The organism is Vibrio sp. 2130-1, from assembly GCF_033339515.1.
This window is the reverse complement of record NZ_JAWOUT010000026.1, coordinates 1-22,168: the sequence shown is the minus strand read 5'-3', so window position 1 is coordinate 22,168 and position 22,168 is coordinate 1. Positions and strand designations below refer to the sequence as shown.

General features: G+C 51.1%; 14 protein-coding genes and 5 pseudogenes. 17 read left to right on the top strand and 2 right to left on the bottom strand.

All coding sequences use genetic code 11. The annotated features are described in order from the left end of the window. Positions 1-29 precede the first annotated feature (29 nt). From R7Q09_RS22940 to tnpA, 15 genes and pseudogenes are all read left to right on the top strand, one after another. Positions 30-1,382, top strand: coding sequence for a type VI secretion system contractile sheath domain-containing protein (locus R7Q09_RS22940; RefSeq protein WP_276454928.1), 1,353 nt, complete (start codon positions 30-32; stop codon positions 1,380-1,382). Next, complete coding sequence (locus R7Q09_RS22935; protein WP_276454930.1) at positions 1,379-1,795, top strand: GPW/gp25 family protein; 417 nt, start codon at positions 1,379-1,381, stop codon at positions 1,793-1,795. The genes R7Q09_RS22940 and R7Q09_RS22935 overlap by 4 nt, the downstream gene beginning before the upstream one ends. Continuing rightward, positions 1,788-3,569: a type VI secretion system baseplate subunit TssF gene (tssF, locus tag R7Q09_RS22930; RefSeq protein ID WP_318070845.1), complete on the top strand. Its 1,782-nt coding sequence runs from the start codon at positions 1,788-1,790 to the stop codon at positions 3,567-3,569. The genes R7Q09_RS22935 and tssF overlap by 8 nt, the downstream gene beginning before the upstream one ends. Beyond that, positions 3,551-4,534: a type VI secretion system baseplate subunit TssG gene (locus R7Q09_RS22925; RefSeq protein ID WP_276454934.1), complete on the top strand. Its 984-nt coding sequence runs from the start codon at positions 3,551-3,553 to the stop codon at positions 4,532-4,534. Before tssF ends, R7Q09_RS22925 begins: the two co-directional genes overlap by 19 nt. A gap of 8 nt (positions 4,535-4,542) precedes the next feature. Continuing rightward, on the top strand, positions 4,543-7,140 hold the full coding sequence (tssH, locus tag R7Q09_RS22920; protein ID WP_318070846.1) for a type VI secretion system ATPase TssH: 2,598 nt from the start codon (positions 4,543-4,545) through the stop codon (positions 7,138-7,140). Positions 7,141-7,275: 135 nt separating this feature from the next. Continuing rightward, positions 7,276-7,587: pseudogene (locus R7Q09_RS22915) on the top strand (D-alanine--D-alanine ligase); the annotation flags it as partial. A gap of 239 nt (positions 7,588-7,826) precedes the next feature. Continuing rightward, positions 7,827-8,762 carry a type VI secretion system-associated FHA domain protein gene (locus tag R7Q09_RS22910; RefSeq protein ID WP_276454938.1) on the top strand — a complete coding sequence of 312 codons (936 nt, stop codon included), beginning with the start codon at positions 7,827-7,829 and terminating at the stop codon, positions 8,760-8,762. Further along, complete coding sequence (gene tssJ, locus R7Q09_RS22905) at positions 8,759-9,229, top strand: type VI secretion system lipoprotein TssJ (RefSeq protein ID WP_276454939.1); 471 nt, start codon at positions 8,759-8,761, stop codon at positions 9,227-9,229. The genes R7Q09_RS22910 and tssJ overlap by 4 nt, the downstream gene beginning before the upstream one ends. Further along, positions 9,229-10,545, top strand: a complete 1,317-nt coding sequence (gene tssK, locus R7Q09_RS22900; RefSeq protein WP_318070847.1) for a type VI secretion system baseplate subunit TssK — start codon at positions 9,229-9,231, stop codon at positions 10,543-10,545. Before tssJ ends, tssK begins: the two co-directional genes overlap by 1 nt. Before the next feature lie 6 nt (positions 10,546-10,551). Further along, on the top strand, positions 10,552-11,694 hold the full coding sequence (gene icmH / locus R7Q09_RS22895; RefSeq protein ID WP_276454941.1) for a type IVB secretion system protein IcmH/DotU: 1,143 nt from the start codon (positions 10,552-10,554) through the stop codon (positions 11,692-11,694). Between the two features lies 1 nt (position 11,695). Then, positions 11,696-15,151 carry a type VI secretion system membrane subunit TssM gene (gene tssM, locus R7Q09_RS22890; RefSeq protein WP_318070848.1) on the top strand — a complete coding sequence of 1,152 codons (3,456 nt, stop codon included), beginning with the start codon at positions 11,696-11,698 and terminating at the stop codon, positions 15,149-15,151. 86 nt (positions 15,152-15,237) lie between these two features. Next, positions 15,238-15,768 (top strand): protein kinase domain-containing protein, encoded by a 531-nt coding sequence (locus tag R7Q09_RS22885; protein WP_318143698.1) that lies wholly within the window; start codon positions 15,238-15,240, stop codon positions 15,766-15,768. Next, positions 15,765-16,109 carry a hypothetical protein gene (locus tag R7Q09_RS22880; protein ID WP_318070849.1) on the top strand — a complete coding sequence of 115 codons (345 nt, stop codon included), beginning with the start codon at positions 15,765-15,767 and terminating at the stop codon, positions 16,107-16,109. The genes R7Q09_RS22885 and R7Q09_RS22880 overlap by 4 nt, the downstream gene beginning before the upstream one ends. A gap of 590 nt (positions 16,110-16,699) precedes the next feature. Then, positions 16,700-18,595 (top strand): hypothetical protein, encoded by a 1,896-nt coding sequence (locus R7Q09_RS22875; RefSeq protein WP_276454945.1) that lies wholly within the window; start codon positions 16,700-16,702, stop codon positions 18,593-18,595. A gap of 182 nt (positions 18,596-18,777) precedes the next feature. Then, a pseudogene (tnpA, locus tag R7Q09_RS22870) lies at positions 18,778-19,192 on the top strand (IS200/IS605 family transposase). A 152-nt stretch (positions 19,193-19,344) separates the two neighbouring features. Here tnpA and R7Q09_RS22865 read toward each other — a convergent pair. Then, on the bottom strand, positions 19,345-20,310 hold the full coding sequence (locus tag R7Q09_RS22865) for a GlxA family transcriptional regulator (RefSeq protein WP_276454946.1): 966 nt from the start codon (positions 20,308-20,310) through the stop codon (positions 19,345-19,347). Positions 20,311-20,325: 15 nt separating this feature from the next. On the opposite strand from R7Q09_RS22865, the pseudogene R7Q09_RS22860 reads away from it, so the two are divergent. Next, a pseudogene (locus R7Q09_RS22860) lies at positions 20,326-20,851 on the top strand (helix-turn-helix domain-containing protein); the annotation flags it as partial. A gap of 16 nt (positions 20,852-20,867) precedes the next feature. On the opposite strand, the pseudogene R7Q09_RS22855 reads toward R7Q09_RS22860, so the two are convergent. Further along, positions 20,868-21,512 (bottom strand): annotated as a pseudogene (locus tag R7Q09_RS22855) (Tn3 family transposase); the annotation flags it as partial. Positions 21,513-21,869: 357 nt separating this feature from the next. Between R7Q09_RS22855 and R7Q09_RS22850 the strand changes: the two are divergent. Continuing rightward, positions 21,870-22,168 (top strand): annotated as a pseudogene (locus R7Q09_RS22850) (IS110 family transposase); the annotation flags it as partial.

Genomic DNA, 22,168 nt, shown 5'->3' with positions numbered 1-22,168 from the left:
GCCTCCGAATGTTTTAAGTTGAGCCGTCGATGAAAACACAATCTCAGAATACCGCGACTCCACCGTTGCTTCCGAACCTAGCGCGGCAGGAACTGATGACGGGAGCCAGAAATGATTCAACTGATCAATTCAAAGCACGTCTGATCGCGCTAATCGCCCAACTGGACAGCGTGATCAGTGAGCAGTTATCAGAAGTAATTCAAGCACCGCAGTTTAAGCAGCTTGAAGCCTCGTGGCAGGGATTAACGTCACTGACCTCGCTTCCGGTGTCGCAGCGACGGGTCAAAGTCAAACTGCTGGATTTAAGCTGGGATCGGGTTTCAAACGATCTCAATTATTCGTTCGATCTCAGGCAGAGCTATCTGTACAAAAAACTGTATGCCAACGAGTTTGATACTGCAGGGGGCACACCTTTTGGCATGGTGGTGGTCGATCACCAGGTAACGTCAGATTATGGCGATGAGCTGGGCTATGACGATTTGTACACGCTGCAACTGTTGTCAGAGCTGGGAGAGATGGCCTTATGTCCGATGGTGATGGGCGTGGATGAAGACTTTTGGGGGGACAATCAAAGCCGCCAGTTGCACGACAGTGCCAGAGCTGAACGCATACTCAACAGTCGTGATTTTACCTCATGGCAATTGCTGCGCGAAAAACCATCTGCACGCTTTCTTTACCTGGTACTACCGGAATATTTGCAGCGAGTACCTTATCAGCAGTACCCCGCAGGTTTTCTGTTTAATGAGCCTCAGGGGAAAGAGCATGCGCTGTGGGGCAACAGCGCCTACCTGCTGACCAGCAACGTGATCCGAGAGTTTGATCGTATCAGCTGGTTTGGCTTTCTGCGCTCGTACGATGAATTTGCGTCGTATGGTGCCATCGTAGCGGGGTCAGAGTCTGTGCAGGCCAAAGTTGACCTCTACAGCGAAGAAGACGGGTTTTGGGCGAATCAGGGGTTTGTGCCGCTGAGTAGCCTGTACCTGAGTGGTCACAAAGGTTTTTTCAGCAATCAGTCGGTGTGGCGCGCGCCAGAAGATACTACGCGTCAGCTCGGTATGTTGCAGACCAACCTGATGGCGTGCCGGTTTGGTCACTATATCAAGGCTCAGATTCGTGACCAGATCGGCCGTTATGACAACGCGGAAGATTGCAAGCGCAGTTTGGAACGTTGGTTGCAGAACTACATCAGTGAAGTGGATTACGGTGAAGACTCGATTATGGCGCGTTATCCGCTCAAGTCCTGTCAGGTACGCATTGAAGAATTGCCACAGGATCGCACCCGTTATCGTTGTGACATCATGCTTCAGCCGCAATATCAGTACGAAATGATAGATGCACAGGTGGTTCTGACCACGTCGGTGTCTAGTCTGGAGACCGCATGAGCATTATGGCTAAATTAACACAGCTCTGGAACGACGACATCGACAGTGTGCGCGATGCTATTGTCGAAAACATCTGCACCTTGATTTCCAGCCGGGCACCTATCTGGCACTCGGGTCACAATAGAGATGAAGGCACCATTACAACTTTGGGTATGCGCAATCTAGCACGTTCTCAGAGCAAATCCAACAGCGATGTGATTGTGACCGAAATTGCCAGTCTACTCCGCCTGTACGAACCGCGTCTCAGCCAGGTTGAAATTGAAGTTCGTGAGATTAAATCGACTCAGAACCAATTGTGTTTCCGCCTTTCGGCGGTGGTGCACTCTGAGCTGGGTGAAGAAGCGATTGTGCTGGATTCATTTTTGGATCTCAGCAGTAACAAATTAGATGTAAGGAAATCGAACCTTGTCTGATTCTCTGCTCTCGTATTTTGAACAGGAACTGCGCTTTATCCGTGATGAGGCCACTCAGTTTTCCGCGCGCCATCCGGGCGCGGCGCGTGCGATAGGGATCCGCAAAGACAGTATCGATGATCCACAAATCGCCCGCCTGGTTGAAAGTGTCGCATTGCTCAACGGGCGTTTGCAGCAGCGGTTAGATGATTCGTTCCCGGAGCTGACCGAAAGTCTGGTTAGTTTATTGTTTCCGCATTATCTGCGTCCGGTGCCGTCTTACACTGTGCTGGATTTCGATATTGCACCGGATGCCAGCGCCGTGCACCGCGTTCCAGCAGGCACAGAGTTTGAACTGGCCGACGAGCAGGGCAACAGCGCGATATTCCGCTCGACCCAAAACGTGGAGTTGCTGCCAGTATCCATTCGCAGTGCTGAAGTGGCATTTGCCCCGTTTGCACAGAACAAACCGCTCGGTGCCGAGAACGCCAAGGCTATGATTGAACTGACCATCACGGCCACAGACGAGGGCTTTGACTTGTCGGCACGGGATATTACAACTCTGAGCCTGCACCTCAAAGGGGATAGCCATTTCGTTCTGCGTTTGTATGATCTGCTCTCGCACGGTACGGCTCAGGTACGGATCTGTGACCATCAGACCAGTGTGGACCTTGGTGCGAAAGCACTGCGTCCGGTGGGCTTTGACGCCGAAGACACGGTTCTTCCGTATCAGGCGACCAGCTTTGGTGGGTTTAAGCTCCTGACCGAATTTTTCATGTTTCCTGAACGTTTTCATGGTTTTCGTCTGGATGTGCGAGGCGCCTTGCCACGCATAACAGGCAGCGAATTCCGGGTTCAGATTTTCGTCGAAGAGCTGAGTGTTGAGTTGTCCCGGACGTTAAACGCGCAGCATTTCTCACTGTTTTCGACACCTCTGGTGAACTTGCATCGGCAAGAATCCGAACCGATGCCGGTCGATTTTTTTCACAAGCAATACCCCATTCATCTCGATGCCAGTCAGGGGAAAGCGTTGGAACTGTTCTCTGTGGATCAGGTGCTGGATGTGACCAGTGGTGATCTCGTCTATGTGCCGCAGATATACAGCGAAAAATTTGACCGGGCTGACACCGGGTTGCGCTGGCAACTGGTGCAGAACATTCATGAACGTGGTGTGCTCGACAGCAGCCTCAAAGTCGCGGATCCGCAGCATCATCACGCCACAGGCTCACCGCGTGTGTGGCAGGTCAGCGCCACCGCTACGGATGGCGTGCGCGCCGGTTCGCTGCCTGTGAACAGTCGGGTGACTTGCCGTGAGTCACTGACTATTCCGGCACGTATGCAGTTGCTACGTCGCCCGTCGTTGCCGGTCAGAGGCCGCGATGCCAACAAAAATGTGTGGGCGTTATTGTGTCACCTGCATTTTAACTATCACGCGATACTCGGCACCGACAACCCGACGGAGACACTGAAAAACGTGTTTGATCTCTACAACCATAACCAGAGTGCGCAAAACCATCTGTACATTGACTCGGTCCAGAAGATCGAACAAGAGCAGGTCGTTGCGCCGCTCCGGGTGTCGGGGAAAACCTGTTTCGCTTACGGGACCAAGATCATAGTGACTCTCGCACCGGCCAATGTGAACGGTGGCATCGCGTTGTTCAGTCACTTGCTGGATCATTTTTTCGCCTACTTTGCCGGATTTAACAGTTTTACGCAGGTGGATATCTATCTTGAAGGTCAGGACGGGGTATTTATGGCCTTTCCGAGGAGAACCGGATGCAAGAATCTGCTGTAAATCGTTTGCTGAGCGGCCAGTTTAATGTCGCGTTGGAAAAAGCCTGGCAGGTATTTAAGCATCAGGCACAGTTGGCGGGATGTTGTCCGCAAGTGCGCTTCAGTGCGGAGTGGCTACCAGCGTACTACCACAGTGAAGTCACGATGGTGGATGTTGATGTGTTATCGGGCTACATCCTGAAAACTTCGTTGCCGGCGCTGTCGGGCTGTCAAAGTACTATGCCTCGCGCACTGTTTAAGGAGGCGCTCAGTGCGCACTTTGAGCTGGGAGATCAGGCGCCACTGGACTTTTTTGACACCTTTAATAACCGCTATTTCCGCCTCTATTGCCAGGTGCAGACGAAACACGATCTGACCGCGCAAATCGAGGAAGCGTCATTTCGCTGGAATCAGCATCGTCTGTCAATCACCGCTATGTTGGCGAATCTGGCCGGACAAAGTGGAGATGACGCGCCAATACCGGTCAGTCATCTTATTCAATATACCGGCTTGTTGGGGATGAAGCTGACGTGCCCGCTGACACTCAAAGCGCTGTTGGAAGATTACTTTGCAGCCGAGTTTGCCATTGAACGTAGTGAACTGGAGTATTTGCCGCTGACGCCATGCTCTCTGACACAGATTGGCGGCGCGGGGCAAAATCGTCAGCTCGGTATGGGGGCGCTGGTGGGCAAAACCACGCCGATGGCCGGACAGAAACTGAACATCAAAATCTGCCCCAAGGATTACAACCATTATCTGGCGATACGTCACGACAAGGCCATGATTCGGGCGTTGGACCATCTGGTGCGCAGCTACATGGGCGTCAACACCAAATACGCGTTGTACATGAAAGTAAATAGCCAGTATTTGCCGCGAGTACGGCTGTCTTCACACAGTGACAGCGCGCTGCGCATTGGCCAGTCGGCCTGGATGAACAATCAAACCAATCGCCGGCAATTTGTCGAAATGCCGTTGACCTTAAGTTAGGAAAGACCATGATCAATATTGAACTGCAAAGCCTGGTCAAAAGGCTGACCCCAGAGCTCAAAAGCGCCCTTGAGGCTGCGGCGGGTGAGTGTGTCAGTCGCGGCCATTTCGCCATTGAGCCGCAACACTGGTTTTTGCCGCTGTTGCAACAAGCGAAAGGCTGGGAAAGGGCTCTGGTACAAGCGTCGCTTGCCAAAGAGCCGCTGCTTGAAGGGCTCAGCGATCATCTGTCCGGATTGCCACGTGGCAATGATGCCTCGCCATCGTTATCTCCCCAACTGGTCGAGTTGTTGAAAGACGCCTGGATGATTGCGTCACTCAACCAGCAACAACTGAGCGTAAATGAGTTTCATCTGCTGATGGTCCTGAAGCAGCGTCTCGATCAGGGTGCGTATAACGGCTTGCTTAGCCAGTGGGTTGCCATGTTGTCGTCAGAATGGCTGCGCAGCCAGTCGCTGGCCATCAGTGTGCCAGGTGAGCGTTCAATCGATAGTGCGCCAGCTCAGGGAGAGGTGGCGACCCCGGCACTGGACAAATATTCGCAGAACCTCACACAAGCTGCGCGCGATGGCCGCCTCGAACCGATTTCCGGACGCGGCGATGAAATCCGCAAAGCGATTGATATTTTGTGCCGCCGCCGTCAGAACAGCCCAATTCTGGTCGGTGATCCGGGGGTCGGTAAAACCGCGATTGTTGAAGGTCTGGCCCAGCAAATAGTGGAGGGGAATGTCCCGCCAGCGCTGGCGAACGTGGAATTGCGGAGTCTGGATTTGTCGCTGCTTCAGGCGGGCGCCAGCATTAAAGGGGAATTTGAAAACCGCCTCAAAGACGTAATTAACGAGATCAAGCAGTCCCGCACGCCGATCATCATGTTCATTGACGAAGCGCATACCTTGATTGGGGCCGGGGGCGCCGCCGGACAAAACGATGCGGCCAACATCCTCAAACCAGCGCTTGCGCGTGGTGAATTCCGTTCACTGGCCGCAACGACCTGGGCGGAATACAAACAGTATTTTGAATCGGACGCTGCACTGACCCGCCGTTTTCAGGTGGTGGCGGTTGGTGAGCCGAGTGAAGAAGACGCAGTACATATGCTGCGCGGTGTGAAAAAGAGTCTGGAGCAACACCACAACGTTAAAGTGATGCAGGAAGCGATCGATGCAGCGGTATCGCTGTCGGTACGCTACCTGCCGGAGCGCAAACTGCCAGACAAAGCCATCAGTCTGCTGGATACCGCATGTTCACGTATTGGCCTGAGCCAGAGCGCCACCCCGCGTCAGATGGAATCCATCGCAGAACAAATTCGTTATGCCGACAACGAAATCGACACTCTAAGCCATGAAGCGGCGCTGTGGTCGATTGAACATCCACGCCTGGATGAGGCGCGCCAACGTCGTGAAGCGCTGGCCGATCAGTATCAGGAGATTGAAGGCCGCTGGCAGCAGGAAACGCAACTGGTAGAGACGATTTTAGCGTTGCAAATCCGGCTGGATGAGCAATTTCTGGCGGGAGAGGATCTTATTACCGCCGCTGAGCGAGCGCAACTGGCGGAAAATATGGCGCAACTGCGCGACATACAGGGTGAACAGCCGCTGGTGTTACCTCAGGTGACACAACAGACCATCGCGGAAGTGGTGGCGCTGTGGACCGGCATTCCGGTGGGCAACATGCTGAGTGCGGAAGTGAAACGCCTGATGCATCTTGAGTCACACATTGGTGAGCGCGTGATTGGTCAGGTAACGCCGATTGCAGAAATCTCTCAAGCGATTCGCATGGCGCGCGCTGGACTGACGGATCCGCGTAAACCGGTCGGTGTATTTCTGATGTGTGGCCCGAGCGGGGTCGGAAAAACCGAAACCGCACTCGCGCTGACCGACCTCTTGTACGGCGGGGAACGCAATATCACCACCATCAATATGACCGAATTCAAAGAAGAGCACAAAGTCTCGATGCTGCTGGGGTCACCTGCAGGCTATGTTGGCTACGGCAAAGGCGGGGTGCTGACCGAAGCTGTCCGCAAAAACTCGTATTCCGTATTGCTGCTGGATGAAATGGAAAAAGCCCATCCGGGCGTGCACGACATTTTCTACCAGATCTTCGACAAAGGCTCTATTTCGGACAGCGAAGGCCGTGAAATAGATTTCCGTAACACCATCATCATCATGACGTCGAATGCGGCGGACAGTGCGGTGGTGAATGCCTGCGTAAACGGCCGTCCTTCGATTCCGCAACTGACCCAGGCAATCTTTCCCGAGTTGCAGCAATTCTTCAAACCTGCGTTTTTGGGCCGTGCGACCATTGTACCGTACTTCCCACTCAATGATGAGGAGATGGCGCAAATCGCGACCTTGTCACTCAAGCGGATCCGCAAACGGGTTGCTGAGCATTACGGCGCCCGTTTTGACTATCAGCCGGAGGTCGTTGAGCAGTTGGTTGCAATGAACCAGTCTCCGGAAACTGGTGCTCGTGCGGTGGAGCAATTGATCAACCGACAACTGATGCCGGAGCTGGCCAACCAATGCATTGTTCGCATGAGTGAAAACAAGCCCGTTCAGGCCGTCTTGGTTACGGTGGAAGAGGGCCGTTTCGAGATTCACATTGACTGACGGAGTGTGGATGGCGAGCTATCCGTATCAGCAAACACAACTCCAATACAAACAATAACCAGAATACCAATTGCTGCCACCGCCGACCTTAAGTGTCCGGCTCATTGAACAGCACAAACGACAGGTATAAAGGACATGACGCACGCGGTTTTTTCGCCAACACAACTGGAGTGGATCCGCCAACATCTCAAGGTGGCGGTCATTCATGGCGGGGACAAGTCCCACACCAGCAGTTTTATTTTTGAAAACCTCAGCCCGCGCTCGAGTAAAACCTACGCCGCGGTGGCACACGATATCGCCTGTGCACTGATGGAGTCCGGTTTTCAACACGTCGAGGTGTTGGCTGAAGACATCGAGTTGGCGCAGCAGTTGCGGGAAAAGCAGATCGATCTGGTGATCACCAACAGCGGTGGTCTGCAAGGATTCGATGCCATGTGTCATTTGCCGAGGGCGCCGTTTGTTACTGTGGGGAGCGATGAAGCGTTTGACAGGCGGCTATCGATGCCGTCATTGAACAGACGATTAAGAAAATGGACATCAGTTTCCGGGCCATCATCCGAACCAAAATGAAGTATCAGCCACTTGGCGAAAACATTTGTCAGTATCCCCGTTTTCTGACGGAGTTTAACCAAGCTGCTAAGCAGTGTCGTTAACGCCGTTTCGAAATTACAGCAAAGGTAAATCATATGCCGCTATCAATCAGAATCATCAGCTCTCCAGACGGCGAAAGTATTGCGCAGTGGAATCAGGCCTTTCCAGAGGAAGGAGGCGAAATCGGGCGGACGTTTGGTGCGATAATGCAACTGAGCGACGCCAGTCGTGAAGTATCTGGAACGCACGCTATCATTCGCAAAACCTCACGGGGTTATCAGGTTGTGGACAACAGCACCAACGGCCTGTTTATCAACGGTTCGGATGAGCCGCTTGGCAAAGGCAATCAGTCAACACTTAGTGATGGCGACGTTTTGGATATTGGTCGTTATCGTTTGCTGGTGTCGTGTTTCATTCCAGAGAAAGCACAGGCTCAGCGATTGACGGAGGTTCCCGCTGCCTCACCGTTTGGGGATGACCCGTTTCGTACCGAGCTAAGCAGTATGTCGGTTGAGCTGAACGAATCCGAAGATCCGCAATTCACGATTTCAGATATTGAAGTGGTTGACGTTGACGACGATCCGTTTTTAAGTGACGACGTCATGCGTGAACGTCAGCGCCTTGGTTTCGATCTGGAGTTTCAGACCGAAGAAGATGATCCGTTTGGCGAAGAGGCTTATCAGGCATCGTTGTCAGCGGCAGCGCAGGAGCCGTCTCAGTTTGAGACGCAGCCCGTCCAGCTTGCGCTGACGGAATTTCGTAAACACGAACAGCGACTCCAGCAACAGACAGATAAAGCGCTGGAAATAGCGCTGACACTTTTGTTGGCGGACATTTCTCCGCAAGCGACGGAGTCAATGTTTGACGACCTGTCCGGAACTGGTTTCTGGTCTCCCAAGCCTAAGTACTGGGATATGTACAAACGCTACTTCACGCGTCAGATCGATAACCGCGACTGGCAGGTTAAATTTCAGGGTTATTTCTATGATGCGCTACGTCTGCAACGCAATCTGGAAGGAGACAAGCAATGATGCGTCGTTTGAGTGTACTGCTACTGAGTTTGGTGCTGTCAGGTTGCAGTTTTTGGGGTGATGAGCAGGCGGTCCCACAACTGGTGGTCAACATCAAAGCGGCCTCTAACATCAACCCGAATGTGGAAGGTAAGCCATCGCCGGTGGAACTGCGCATCTACCAGTTAACCGACAGTCAGGCCTTCAACCAGGCCGATTTCATCCAGATTTATAACGACGAACAAGGCTTGTTGAAAGCCGAGCTTTTGTTAGCTCGTCAATTGGCCAGTGTGCTACCCGGAGAAAGCCGTCAGGAGATTCTGCCGATGGCGGCGGGGAGCAAATACATCGGCGTGATCGCTGGCTTTGCGGATTATCGCGAGGCAAAAAATAAAGTGATTTACAAACCGCTGATTGTTAGTTCAGCGGCCATCAATATTGAGATCGACGGCATCAACCTGTCTGTATCGGGTGAAGAGGAAAAATAATGGATATCAATAAAGTCGTCTGGAGTGAAGGGATGTTTCTCTCTCCACAACATTTCCAGCAGCAAGAGCGTTATTTGGAACACTTTGCACGCGAGTTTGCTGGCCAGATCAGCCCTCAGTCGTATGGCCTGACACAACTTGAGCTCGACCTTTTATTACTGGATATCGGTAAAGTGTCGGTGCGCCGTGCACGAGGTATTTTTCCAGACGGAACACCGTTTGAGATTCAGCACTCTCTGGTGTTAGATGTAGCGAAAAATACCCATCGTAAAAAAGTCTATCTGGCGCTGCCAGTGAGTCGGCCAGGTGCCGTAGACGTCGGTGAAGATAGCTGTTTGCGTCACACTGCCAGCGAACACCCGGTGTTTGATACCAGTCGTGAACACAGCGATCCAGTGCCACTGGAACTGGCGACCCTCAATATTGAACTCAAGCTGGAGGGGGATGGACTCCAGGACTACACCCTGATTGCGGTGGCGGAAATCAGTGAACACAAGTCGGAAGGATCGGTGGTGCTCAATCAGGCCTTCATTCCGCAAAGCCTGCATTTTGGCGTATCCAGCTATCTGAAAGACTGTGTCACCGACGTATTCGCTCAAGTGCAATACCGGGCGAGGGCCATTTCTACCCGTTTACAGGCGGAGACTAACAGCAAGAGCTATCAGGCTTTGATGCGCGATTATCTGTGGTTACAGGTTTTGGGCGCGTGGATGCCGAAACTGGAGCAATGGAACAGTGACGGGACACTGTTAACCCGCCACCTCTATCTGGAATGTGTCGCCATGGCGGGCCAGATGCAAGGGCTGGAGGGCAAAATGCCGAAGTCGTTTCCGCTTTGGAATCAGAATGACCTGTACGGGATTTTTTCCGCGGTCTTTTCTGAGCTGTTGGTGCTGCTGCGTGAAGTGCAGATCGATAACGTGACTACGCTGAAGTGGGATCGCCAGCTGTTTGTCACCCGTCGTTTGCTGCGGACTCTGGTTCAGGATCGCAGCCTCTACCATCAGGGACGCTTTATTCTGGTCGCGACGTCATCCATCGGCGCAGCGCGTCTGGGCGAGGAGTTCCCTCGTGCCACTAAGCTGGCTGGCAACAGTGATATTGCCGGTTTGGTGCGCAATGCCTTGTCGGGGGTGTCATTGCGCCATTTGCCGTATGCGCCTTCTGAGCTCAAATCCCGCCATGACGCGGCTTACTTTGAAGTGGATACCAAGTCAGAGCTGTGGCAGTCACTGGTAAAGAAAGACGAAGCGATCGCGCTGCATATTGATGAGCGGATTGAAGACATCAACGTTGAATTTCATGTGATCAGGTAGGTAGTTGTGGCTGGACTTTTTAACGAAGAACCCACGGTTCAAATCCGCCGAGTCGCGGGTAATCCGACGCAAACACAGCGTGTAGCCAAAACCAGTCAGGCAGACATTTCTGGTACTGAGCGCCTGATTGAAAGCCTCGCGGTGTACGGCAGTCCGCTGCTCAATGCCGCGACCGAATTACTTGGGATTCTGGTGACCGTCCCGCGCCAGGGATCGCCACGGGATATAGATCGCTTCCGGCAGAAACTGCTGGATGCCATCGCCCTGTTTCGCCAGCGCGGGCTGTATCTGGAATACCACCCGAGCATCGTCGAGAAAAGTTGTTTTGTACTGTGCGCGGCATTTGACGAAGCGATTCTCTACACCGCGTGGGGAGAGCGGGCACGCTGGGAAAACCATTCTCTGCTGAGCAAAGTGTTTTCACAGCGCAACGGAGGTGAAGCTTTCTTCGCCTTACTGGACAAGGCCAGCCAGCAGCCGGGCAAACTGGTCGACTTTCTTGAGCTGCAATATGTGTTGCTGATGCTCGGCTTTAAAGGTCGTTATCGCCATGACGATGAGAGCCCGTTGCACGAAATTAAGTCTGATGTGTATGCCCTGATCCGCCACTACCGCAGTGAGAGCGCGTTGCCGGTACCGCGAACCCCTGAACTGATTGAGGGTAAGCAGCCCTGGCGCATGCTGAGTATGGGCAAAACGCTGGCGTTGGCCACGCTGATTGCTGCCGCAGGTTATGGTGCCTCTGAGTACTGGTACTACAACCGCAGCCAGCCGATTTTGCAGCAGTTCAGTACTATTAACATGTCTGGGGTGAACCTCCGGCAGGCCGATCAGGATCTGGTTTATGTCAGTACCGAAGAAGACATCGGCCATGTGCGCCCGGAACTGAGCAACGCAGTAGCAACACCGCAGAGCACGACCCGTCCACAGTGGGACATTGTTCTGGCTGTAGTTTCCCGTGCCGACGATGCCGCGCGGCTTGCCTCTGAACTTAAACAAGGCGGATACGATTCCTATACCCGCGAAACGTCACACGGCATCGAGTTGTTTATTCGCGCGGGAGACAATCTGGCTGTGATTCGCAAGCTGAAGAATGAGCTCAATGTTCGCTTTGACGTCAACGCGACGATAAGAAGAGCGCAGAAATAATATGATCAAAAAAATTCTTGTATTGATAGGGATTGTTGCGTTGTTCACCGCGTGCAGCGCACTTTGGATAGGGTTACCAGCGGAGCAGCCGCAGTGGCCTAAATGGCTTGCGCTAGGCATCACGTTGTTGTTGATTGGCGCTAGCTTGTTCTGGTGGTGGAAACATACAAGTAAAGCCTCGCGCGATAATGAGTTGTATGAGCAACAAGTGTTGCTCAAACAAGACACTTGCGTGATCGAGCAACTGTTCAGACTGGCGACTAAGAAGGTGCATGGCAATGGTCGCAACAAGTTAGACAGCATTTACAGTCTACCTTGGTATTTATTGCTTGGTGGTGAAAAAGACGCGAAAAGTGCTATGTTGCTGCAAAACGGTTTCGAGCCGGTCACGGAACGTCATCTGGAAGACAGCGATACCGAACAGTACCTGCGCATCTGGAGTAATGATCATGCGGTAGTGATCGAAGCTGGTCACCGTATCTTTGACAGTGAAGGCGTCGACGAAGCGCTGTGGCAGGTACTGGGACAACAACTGCTTAAATATCGGCCTCTTCAGGGTCTGAACGGAGTGGTCACTATGATCGGCTGCGATCGTTTGCTCAAGGGCGACCGCAAAGAGCGCCAGAAACTGGCCAGCATCTATCAGGAAGCTGCGCTGTCGATGAGCGCCCTGCTCAACATCGATCTGCCGGTGTACAGCGTATTCTCCAAAGCGGATGCGATCGCCGATTTTATCGAGTTTTTTGCAGGGTTTTCCGGCTGCGACGTGGAAAATCCGTTCGGAGTGACATTCAACTGCGGTGCGGATCGCCGTTTCGATAAATACCAGTTTGAGCTGCAAAGTAAAACGCTGCTGAAAACGTTGGCGGAGCAACAATTTGAGCTTCTGCGCAACATCAGCAGTGAAAAGTCCGGTTCTGTGATCGCCTTGCCCTACCAATTGCGGATCTTCTTTGAGCTCATCAATGAACTGCTGACGGACATCGGGCGTGAAAACCGGGTGCGCGAAGCCGTATGGATGCGCGGTGCGTATCTGCTGTCATCCGGACAAAAAGGCGTGGAGCATGATCTGCTCACACAAGTCGTGGCGGAGCGTGCGGAATTTAACTCATCCAGCACCCGGGAGCAGTTGCCGGGACGTCGCAGTTACTTCACGTCACGTTTGTTCAGCCACGTGATCCTGCCGGAAAAAACCATTACTGGTGTCAACGAGCTGCGCCATGCCGGTTACCTAGCGGTGCGCTCTCTGGCGGTTGTGGCTGTGGTCGGTATATTGTCGGCTGCGGGCTTAGTGCTGAAAGACAACTGGAATCAGGATGAGCAGTGGCGTGCAGACGTTATGACTCAGATGCGTTTGTACGGCAGTGACATTCAGCGTTTGGAGAAGAGCTATTCCATGCCAGACATGATTGCGGTACTTAATGAACTGCGCACGATGGCGGACCAGGGCATTCAACCCAAAGCCTGGTATCAGCAGGTCAGCATCAAACAGAGCGATACCGCGGCGCGGATTTACAGTACCTATCAGGAGCAGTTGAACCTGATCCTGTTGCCAAAACTCGAAGAGCTGATCAGTAGTGAGTTGTACGTTTACGTCAATCTGGGGAACCCGAGCAAAATCTTTGAGATCCTGCGCTATTACCAAATGCTGTTTGACCGTCAGCAACTTGACATTGCGGGGATGCAGGCCTATCTGCTGGATAACCTCAAGGGTCAGGGCAATCTGTCGTCGGATGACATCAATATGCTGTCACTGCTGATCAGCGATCTGTTTAAGAGCAATTACGACCAGCGTCTGGTCCCTAACTACGAGTTGATTGCTGTGGCAACCAACAATCTGGAGGGCTTGTCACCGGAACGCCTTATCTATGCTCGCATCAAGAGCTTGCCGGAGTATCGGATTCAGGTGGATGTACGAGGTCAACTGGGCGAAAAGTTCGACAGCATGTTCACGTTTTCGGAGGATTTCCATGGCTATTTGATCCCGGAGATTTTTACTAAGCAGGGTTACAGCCAGATCGATTTGAGTGCCAAGTCAGAATTGTTGCGTAAGCAATTGAGTGAGTTTAAAGCCATTCAGGGCGAAATGTCGGGAGCATCGATTGCCGAGATGACGGATTTGAGTAAGCAGATCCAGCGCCTCTACTTTGCTGACTACATCTACTACTGGAAAGATCTGATCAATAACATCTACATCCGCCAGTTTAACAGTCCGGTTGAGTTGGCCTACGCTCTGAGAAGTGCACGTGAGCCAGCCACCAGCCCGGTGCTGGACGTGCTCGGCGCGGTGGTGGTCAACACGACGCTCGCCTTCGAAGAACAGCTGGACACTAAAGATAATCAGCGCACGGCCAGTCAGCTGGGGCTGAAGAAGGTTGCTAAGGGGGTGCGCACGGCAGAAAAACTCAACCGTGCTGTCGGTGAAAAGCTGTTGCGCTTGCAACCTTCATTTGTTGTTAATGAAGCGTTCCTTTCGTTTGCTGACTATGTAAACGGCAGCGGGAAAGCTGGAGATACGGTGCCACTGGATGGCCTTATCCAGCAGTTTGATGCGCTCAACACCTACTACGATGCCGCATTATCTAGCTCCAATCCGGGCAAGGCGTTTCACGGCTATGCGCTCGCCCATGCGAAAGGCAGCCAGGATGCGATTGTTGAATTTCAGCGTTTGGGGGCCAAAGCGCCCGGGCCGGTAGCACAGTGGACCAAACACATCAGTGCACAGACGTGGCGCCAAGTCGTGACGAGCAGTGTGAGCTACCTCGACAAACAGTGGGACGAGCAGGTCTACCAGTTTTACGTGGCTGCAATTGAAGGACGTTTCCCGTTCGCGTTGAAGGGTCGTGGTGAAGTGAACCTCGACGATTTCGCCCAGTTCTTTAAACCACAAGGCCGGGTAGACCAGTTTGTTGACCAGTTACTCAAGCCATTTGTTTACTGGGACAACGGCGTGCTCAAGTTGCACGAAGTCGATGGTGTGACCATACCCATTAGCCAAAGCAGCCGTCAGCAACTGCAACGGGCTCGCCGACTGAGTAAAACCTTCTTTGGTCCCACGGGGCAGGAGCTGGCGCTGAAACTTGGTCTCAAAGCCAGCTCGATGAGTACGGACGTGACAGAGTTCCAGCTTAGAGAAGCCGAAAGCGTGTTCAGTTACAAGCACGGCCCACGCGTGTGGCGTGAAGTGGATTGGCCGACAACCGGGGTAGACGGCTACCTGAGCGCCAACTTTTACAAAGGGGACCATCGTGTTGCGACCCAGGCATACACTGGCCAGTGGGCCCTGTTCCGCGCGCTGTTTGAGGGTGACAGTAGTGCGACGGCAAGCCGGTTAGTGCGCAAGCTGAATTACAAGGTCAGCGACAACAACATCGTACTGGATTACACCCTGCGTGACTCTAATCAGACGTTGGATAAGTCCCTGTTCACCCACTTCAGTCTGCCCAAGCAGTTGTGATGGCTAGGGCCGAACAGATAGGGACCACAACGAAGCCTGCCGAGCAAGCGCGGACTTACGTTAAGCACTATGCGTCGCCTGAGGCCATGTGGCGAGAATGGCTGGCGCTGGAGGCCTGTCGTGGTGTCGGTGTTCAGCGTGTGCATGCGGTGGATACTGATAGGAAGACCTTAACGCTGGAGTTCGATTCATCGGCGATGCCACTGAGCGAATTTGATGAGACCGATCTGGCTCTGTTTGTCGCAGTTTTGCCTGCGCTCGTGTCGGTGATTCAACACTGCCATGCGCGAGGCTGGGTTCATGGGGACATCAAGCCCTCAAACATTGTGTATGTCCCTACGACCCAAACAATTCGATTGATTGATTTCGGCGCGAGTTATCGCATTGGCACATCCCGGGAAGCACTGTCCGAATGGCAGGTGACGCCTATGTTCGCAACCGGCCAGCAGATACGTGGGGAAGGGCTGGTGCAAACGGGAAATGACTGGTACGCGCTGATTAACATCATCGATCAGGTCATGCCTTTTGCGCATGACCGTCTATTACTCCAGGCGCTTCAAAGCGTTCGGGACGGTGTGGCCGCCGATATTAAACAATCTGAGAGAACAACAAAATGATAAATGATTTACAAAATGCCACTTCCTTGGGAAAAACCATTTATGACCAGGCGACGGCTGGTGAATTTAACGGCGTTGCCATTGGGGACAGTGTGTTTGATTTCACGACCAGTATTTTTGATAGTACGCCATTTGGCAAGGCCGTCGATATTAAGGTAGAAAAAATTGAACTTTGCTTTAGCGAACTCGAGAAGACTCAGGCGGTGGAAGAGGTAAAACAGAAATTCCACCAGTATATCAGCGAAAAAACGGCCAAAAACGTATCTGCCTTCACCACGCCTTCGGTATTGTCGGCAGACCACGCTCCCAACTGTAAGGGAAATCCGGCTAGGCATGGTTGACCGGTTCGCAGCAGATTTATGCCAAGAGCACCAGGGGAAACGATTCTACAAAATGCAGCGCAAGGCACAGGTCATGGCACGTTCGCAGAACCCAATGAAGGTTGTTAAAGTACCGTTGAACGTGGTCCCGAACGGTGAGAACGCCAATTTGGGCAAGCAGGAATATAACCTCAGAAAAGCCAAATGGTAGGCGAAAAACATTGCTGACTTAGAGACGCAAATTCAAAGGAATTTGTAAAAGCTCAAACAGTTGGTGAAGATCCCCAATGCACGCAAATAGCTGATGAATGTGCACTTAGAATTTTCATCAAGATCCGACCAATACCGCCGATCACGACTCTTTGGTTAGAGCCGTGAGGGTGTGGAGATGAGTCTTTATGAAGTAAAGCACTACGTCGAAAAATATCTGGTATGTGCAAAGCCATGGAGGCGACAGCGTTCAGCATCAATGTTTATGCGGAAGGCTTGGATCAGAACGCTAATCAATCAGAGCAGGACATTCTGTGCACATTCTGGCGAAGGTAACAGAGGTCGTGATTTTTCACTGCCCCTGCTGTTTCTAGTTACACGTTAATAAAAAGGAAAGGCCTATGACCAACCCGACTCTATGTTCGCTTGAATTTGATATATTCATGATAAAGAACGAACGCGGTAATCTGTTGCCGATGGCAAGCTGTACCCGAAACCTAAAGCAGTGGCTGGATAAGCTCAGTGCCGGACTCGGCAAGAAAAGCTCCTATCGTGCTATCCCCTATATCCAGCGTGGTGTGGATGTGATTTACTCCGTGCTGGAAACCATGATGTTTGTTAATCACAAAAAGCTCAGTAGTAGTCATGGTTACAGCGTCACCGATGTAACCAAGCATCCACTGTGGCAGATCCTGGTTTCTCTAGTCACCCGTAAATATCCCGACATAGTTAAAGTCGTTCGACCAAGCCGGACACCGAATGAGTCTGTCCGGGCTAAATTTATTAACCGTACGTTTTTCCAATTCCTACTACATAAGCAGCGTCTGCTGCAAAATTTGCAAAATAGTATTGAGCAGAGTGGCGAACTCGGCCGGATCCAGGCGCAACTGCTGGATGCTCAGGTCGAATCACTCAATGATGCATACCAGAAACATGGCCGAGCCGATGACGTGCTGTGGCAGGTACTTAACGATTACTACAAGAAGCAGCGTCTGTTGCAAATACGCCCCCAGCGCGGCAAAAAAAACGAGGTGAAAGGTAAGTGTGACGCTGAGAACGGTGCGTTATCGATCGATGAAAGCGCGGAGCTGTTTGCTGAAGCTAAGGTCGAAATCACCAAAAGCTGGGACTTTGGCTGTATCCGTAATGAGCTGGCCGGTGCAGCGGCAGCAGGAGCAAAAACTTTGGTCAGTTCAAATATGCATACCAATTTTGGCACAGGTGGTGGCGCCACGTACCTAAAAGGCGGTGCGGGTAATCAAGAGCCCAATATTGTTGAAATGCCCGGAGTTAACATCTCTAAAAAGTACACCAACTTTACCGAAGATGAGCTGGAAAATCGCAACGGATTTGAACCGTTACAGTTGATTCCGGGTATTGATCTGGGCGTCAACGCGGTTCTGGCGGCAGAAGCTGGGCTGAGGTTAACCGTAACGCATCAGCTGACGGTCGGCCAGATCATGACTATGACCAACGAAGCCGAGTTGTTTGTCGGGGCTGAAGTAAAAGCAGAGTATAAAGCTGCACTTAACACCAGTAACATCATTCGCGCAGACGAGGTACTGAGTTTCACCCTGGCGGGAGGTGCTTTTGTGGGTGCGAAAGCCAAAGGCTCGACGCCAATGACGTTCAAGGCGCGTGGTATCAACGCCGTGTCGGGCAAAGTGTCCGGTGAAGTCTCTGCCGGGATCGGGGTAAGTAGCATCATTGAATCGATTGTGCGTGGGTCCGGCGATGTTAAATTACGGATGGTGGCCTCAGCTTCAGCTGGTGTGGGCACTGGTGTGGGTTTTGACACCACCGTGAATCCGATGTTACTCAAAGTTATCTTGTGGGATAGCATGTTCCATCACCTGACCACCAAAAAATATCAGCGTCGTCGCGATGCCAAAATGGATCTCAAAGTGAATTCGGTGGTTGTCACGCGTTGTAACGAGAAACTCCAGATGTACATGAGGCAGATCGACGCTGACCATAAAACACTAGCGGAGGCCTTATGGCGATTACCGATTGACGCCAGCCTATCGTTAAAAGGCGGGACGTTAACCCTCCATGATGAGGTATTAAAGCCACATCAACAGGCCATGGATCAATACATGAGTTCTCTGGGAGTGGATGGCGTGCATGATCTGGACGATGAAGACGAAATGATGAACGGAGAGGCTGATATCAAGAATCGTGCCCAGGCGCAACACGACGAGGCCAAGCAGGCCCAAAAAGCCATGTCGAAACGCAAAAAGGTCAAGAAAGCGCTAAAAGGGATGTTGGTACTGCTTCCACACCCGGAATCCGCGTGACCCTTGCCAACATAGAGGGCCCGGATCCCGCTGTGTTTTATTGTATAGAAAAAACCAGCTAGGCTGGGGGGGCCGTAAAGCTTACAGCTATAAGTCAGTTATACAACCCCCTTTCAATTAGATAAATACGTCTTGTGATCTGGCAACTGCAAGGTTTAATTAAGAATTGAAAGGGGGTCCCAATGGGGGACGAAAAGAGCTTAGCGCATACGCGATGGAACTGTAAATTTCATGTGGTTTTTGCACCTAAGTACCGAAGGCAGGTGTTCTATGGTGAGAAACGAAGGGCAGTAGGCAAGATACTTAGAAAACTATGTGAATGGAAAAGTGTGAATATTATTGAAGCGGTATGCTGCGCACATCATATTCATATCCTTTTAGAGATACCACCTAAGATGAGCGTTTCCTCGTTTATGGAGTATTTGAAAGGAAAAAGTAGTCTGATGCTCTATGAGCGATTTGGAGATTTGAAGTTTAAGTATAGGAATCGAGAATTTTGGTGTCGAGGGTATTATGTCGATACGGTAGGGAAACACCGGCAAGATACAAAGTTACATAAAGCACCAACTAGAGCAGGATAAAATGGGAGAGCAATAGTCGATCCCGTATTCAGGTAGCCCGTTTGCGGGCCGCAGGAAATAGTCATATGCAAATGTCAGATCAGTACGCGCCTGCTAGGGCGATGCCAGTAGGAGAGCCTTATAGGCGCATATGAAAAACCACCGGCTATGCCGATGGATAGTTTTTGGCTAGCGCTGATAGCGCTTGCGGTATTCTAATGGTGTCATGTCGTTGGATTTTTTAAACAACTCCCTAAAATAACGCACATCCTCGTAGCCTACTTCATGGCTGATGTTTTCAATAGTCTGCTTGGTTTTCTCCAGCTTATCTTTGGCAATGGAGAGCCGAATTTGCTGGATGTACTGGATGGGCGTCTGACCGGTTGCTAGTTTAAATCGCCGTTTCATCTGCCGGTCGCTCAGGTGGACTCGTTTACTCAGCACATTGACCGAGAATTCCAGGGTTGGGCTGCTGTGCATCCAGTCTTGCAACTGATGGATCAACGTATCGTTATGCTGACGGTACTGAATGAAGTTCGCCAGCGCTTTCTGTTGAATCTGATCGGCATCGCCAAAAATAAACTGGTGACAGCTTTCGCGGATCGACAGGCCAAAAAACTGTTCGACGATCAGCATCATTACCTCGCTGTATCCGCTGATCCCAGAGGTGCAGTAGCGGTTGGTGTCACAGGTGACACGGCGATCCACCAGCAAGCGGGTGTCCGGAAACATATCGCGGAACATATTGGCAAAGTGCCAGTGTGTGGTGGCGGTGCGGCTTTCCAGCATCTGTGCTTTGGCTAGCACAAATGCGCCGGAACCAATGGAGACAATTGGAATTCCGTGTGACTCGAACTGTTTGAGCCACTTAATTGTGTCCTCATCCAGAGTCGTCAGATTATTGTCTGGAAACCCGATCGAACCGATCAGCAGGATATCCGTTTGAGTTACCGGTTCTATATCAATGGTGGGCGAGATGATGACGCCTCCCATGCCCCGGATAGGTTGATTACATTGAGTGACAATATGGACGACCGGTTCCGGTGCGCCTGCCAAGTTCGCAGCAATAGACAAAATTTCGATTGGCCCGAAAATTGATGCTGTGGGTGCATCAGCGAATGCCAGGGCGGTGAGTGTTATAGATTTTCTTTCCATAGGATACCTTATCAAATGGGAGAAACAGAAATCGAACAGATGCACGATTCCACTCGTGATAGCCGAGTGTGAGATCGCATCAAAGCGGTTCTGCTTGCTTCCGAAGGCCGGAGCTGTGCAATGATTTCTCAGGCACTTCGCATTCATGAAACGACGGTTGGACGTCATATCAACGATTATTTTCAGTCAGAGAAATTTAAGCCTGAAAAAGTGGCAGCCAAAGCCGACTTTCTGCTCCCAAAACCATGCTGCTTATTGAGCACTTGGCTAAAAACACTTACTCCATCCCCGCCAAATCGTTGCCTATGTAAAAGCAGAATATGGTATTCGCTACAGCATAGCGGGTATGAATGGTCACATTATAATAGAATCTCTCATACAGAAGCCCAAGAGTGTGCTTCATAAGTTTTGCCCAGAAATGGAGCAAGCCTTTGTAGAGTATTACAATAAAGTCATGAAGCCGAACGAAGCGCCCGTATTGTTTATGTATACGGTTCATCCTACCCAGCCAACTAAACTCTGTTATGGAGTTCTACGCCGGAACAGCCAGATTTTCGTTACCCCAGTTTTAGACCCGCATCAACTCATCTACATCAATGATTTTATTGCTGTTTTGAAAGGTATAATGGCTGTTCAGTAAAATGTGTTGCTAGGCTACAAGTGATATTCGAGTTAGATCATCAATGCCTTTGGTATTGTCTTCCGCTTCTTTTCCTGTTATCTCCTTCTTTCCACCAACTTTGACTATTGTAGCTTGTAACTGGTGATAGTTGTTCTAGGGACGTCGTATATTACGCTCTAACTGCGGCTCTCGCAGATACTTCAACGTGTAAATCCTACGCACCAGTCGATCATATTCGAACAGAGCTTGTCTTGTCGGGTTAGTTGTTGAATATGTGCACAACTTTCGGAATTGCGTCATTTCTTTCAATCCTAGAGTAGCCACAATGCGATAAAGATCGCTTTTTAACGACTGATAAGGTCAAGAACAATTCGTCCTACGGGGTGAATTAAGAATTTTTATAGACCAATGGTTCTCTGGTGCAATATAGATCATGTAGCTGCTTGTTCAGATCTGAAAATGGGTCTCAAAGCGCAATTCAAACCAATGCAAAATCGCAAAGTTGCCTTTGTTTAGGCTATTATTACATATCATCGGTGATTGCTGTGGGTTTCACCTCTGAAGAGTTTCGGTACCGGATGTACTACATGGCCATAAGATTTAAACTTCCTTGCTAACCAATGAGACCCACCACAAGACTCCATTGTTACGTTCAATGGTTGATGCACTGTTAGTTGTATCTCAATAGCCAAGCACTGATTCTTAACGTCTCAATATCGCTATGTCGTCTAGCCCCTGAATGTTTATTGTTACGACATCCTCTAGCTTTAGCTGTTGGGATAGAATCGCTCGTTCTTTTCTCCATACCTTTGGCTTTAATTACGCGAGATTATAAGACTTAAGATCATCATAAGGCTTTGATGTGATGGACGCACCTCCCTTCTAGCACCGTTGTTCCAAACTAATGGTGCAACCAGTAAGAACAGGAGTAATCATCATGTCTATTAAAGTTGTCGGCATTGATATAGCCAAAAGCCTCTTTCAAGTATGCGTGTTAAATGCTGATGGACAAATCTTGTCAAACCGAAAAGTAAAGCGTGACAAGCTTCTTGATACAGTCCGTCAATTACCAGAACAAACGGCTGTTGCGATGGAGTCATGTGCAACTTCGTATCATTGGGGCAGAATATTTCAAGAGCTGGGACATAGCGTAGCTCTTATATTCCAGCTCAGCACGTAAAGCCATTTGTTGGGCGGCAAAAGAACGATGCTAATTATGTTGAGTCAGCGAAGTCG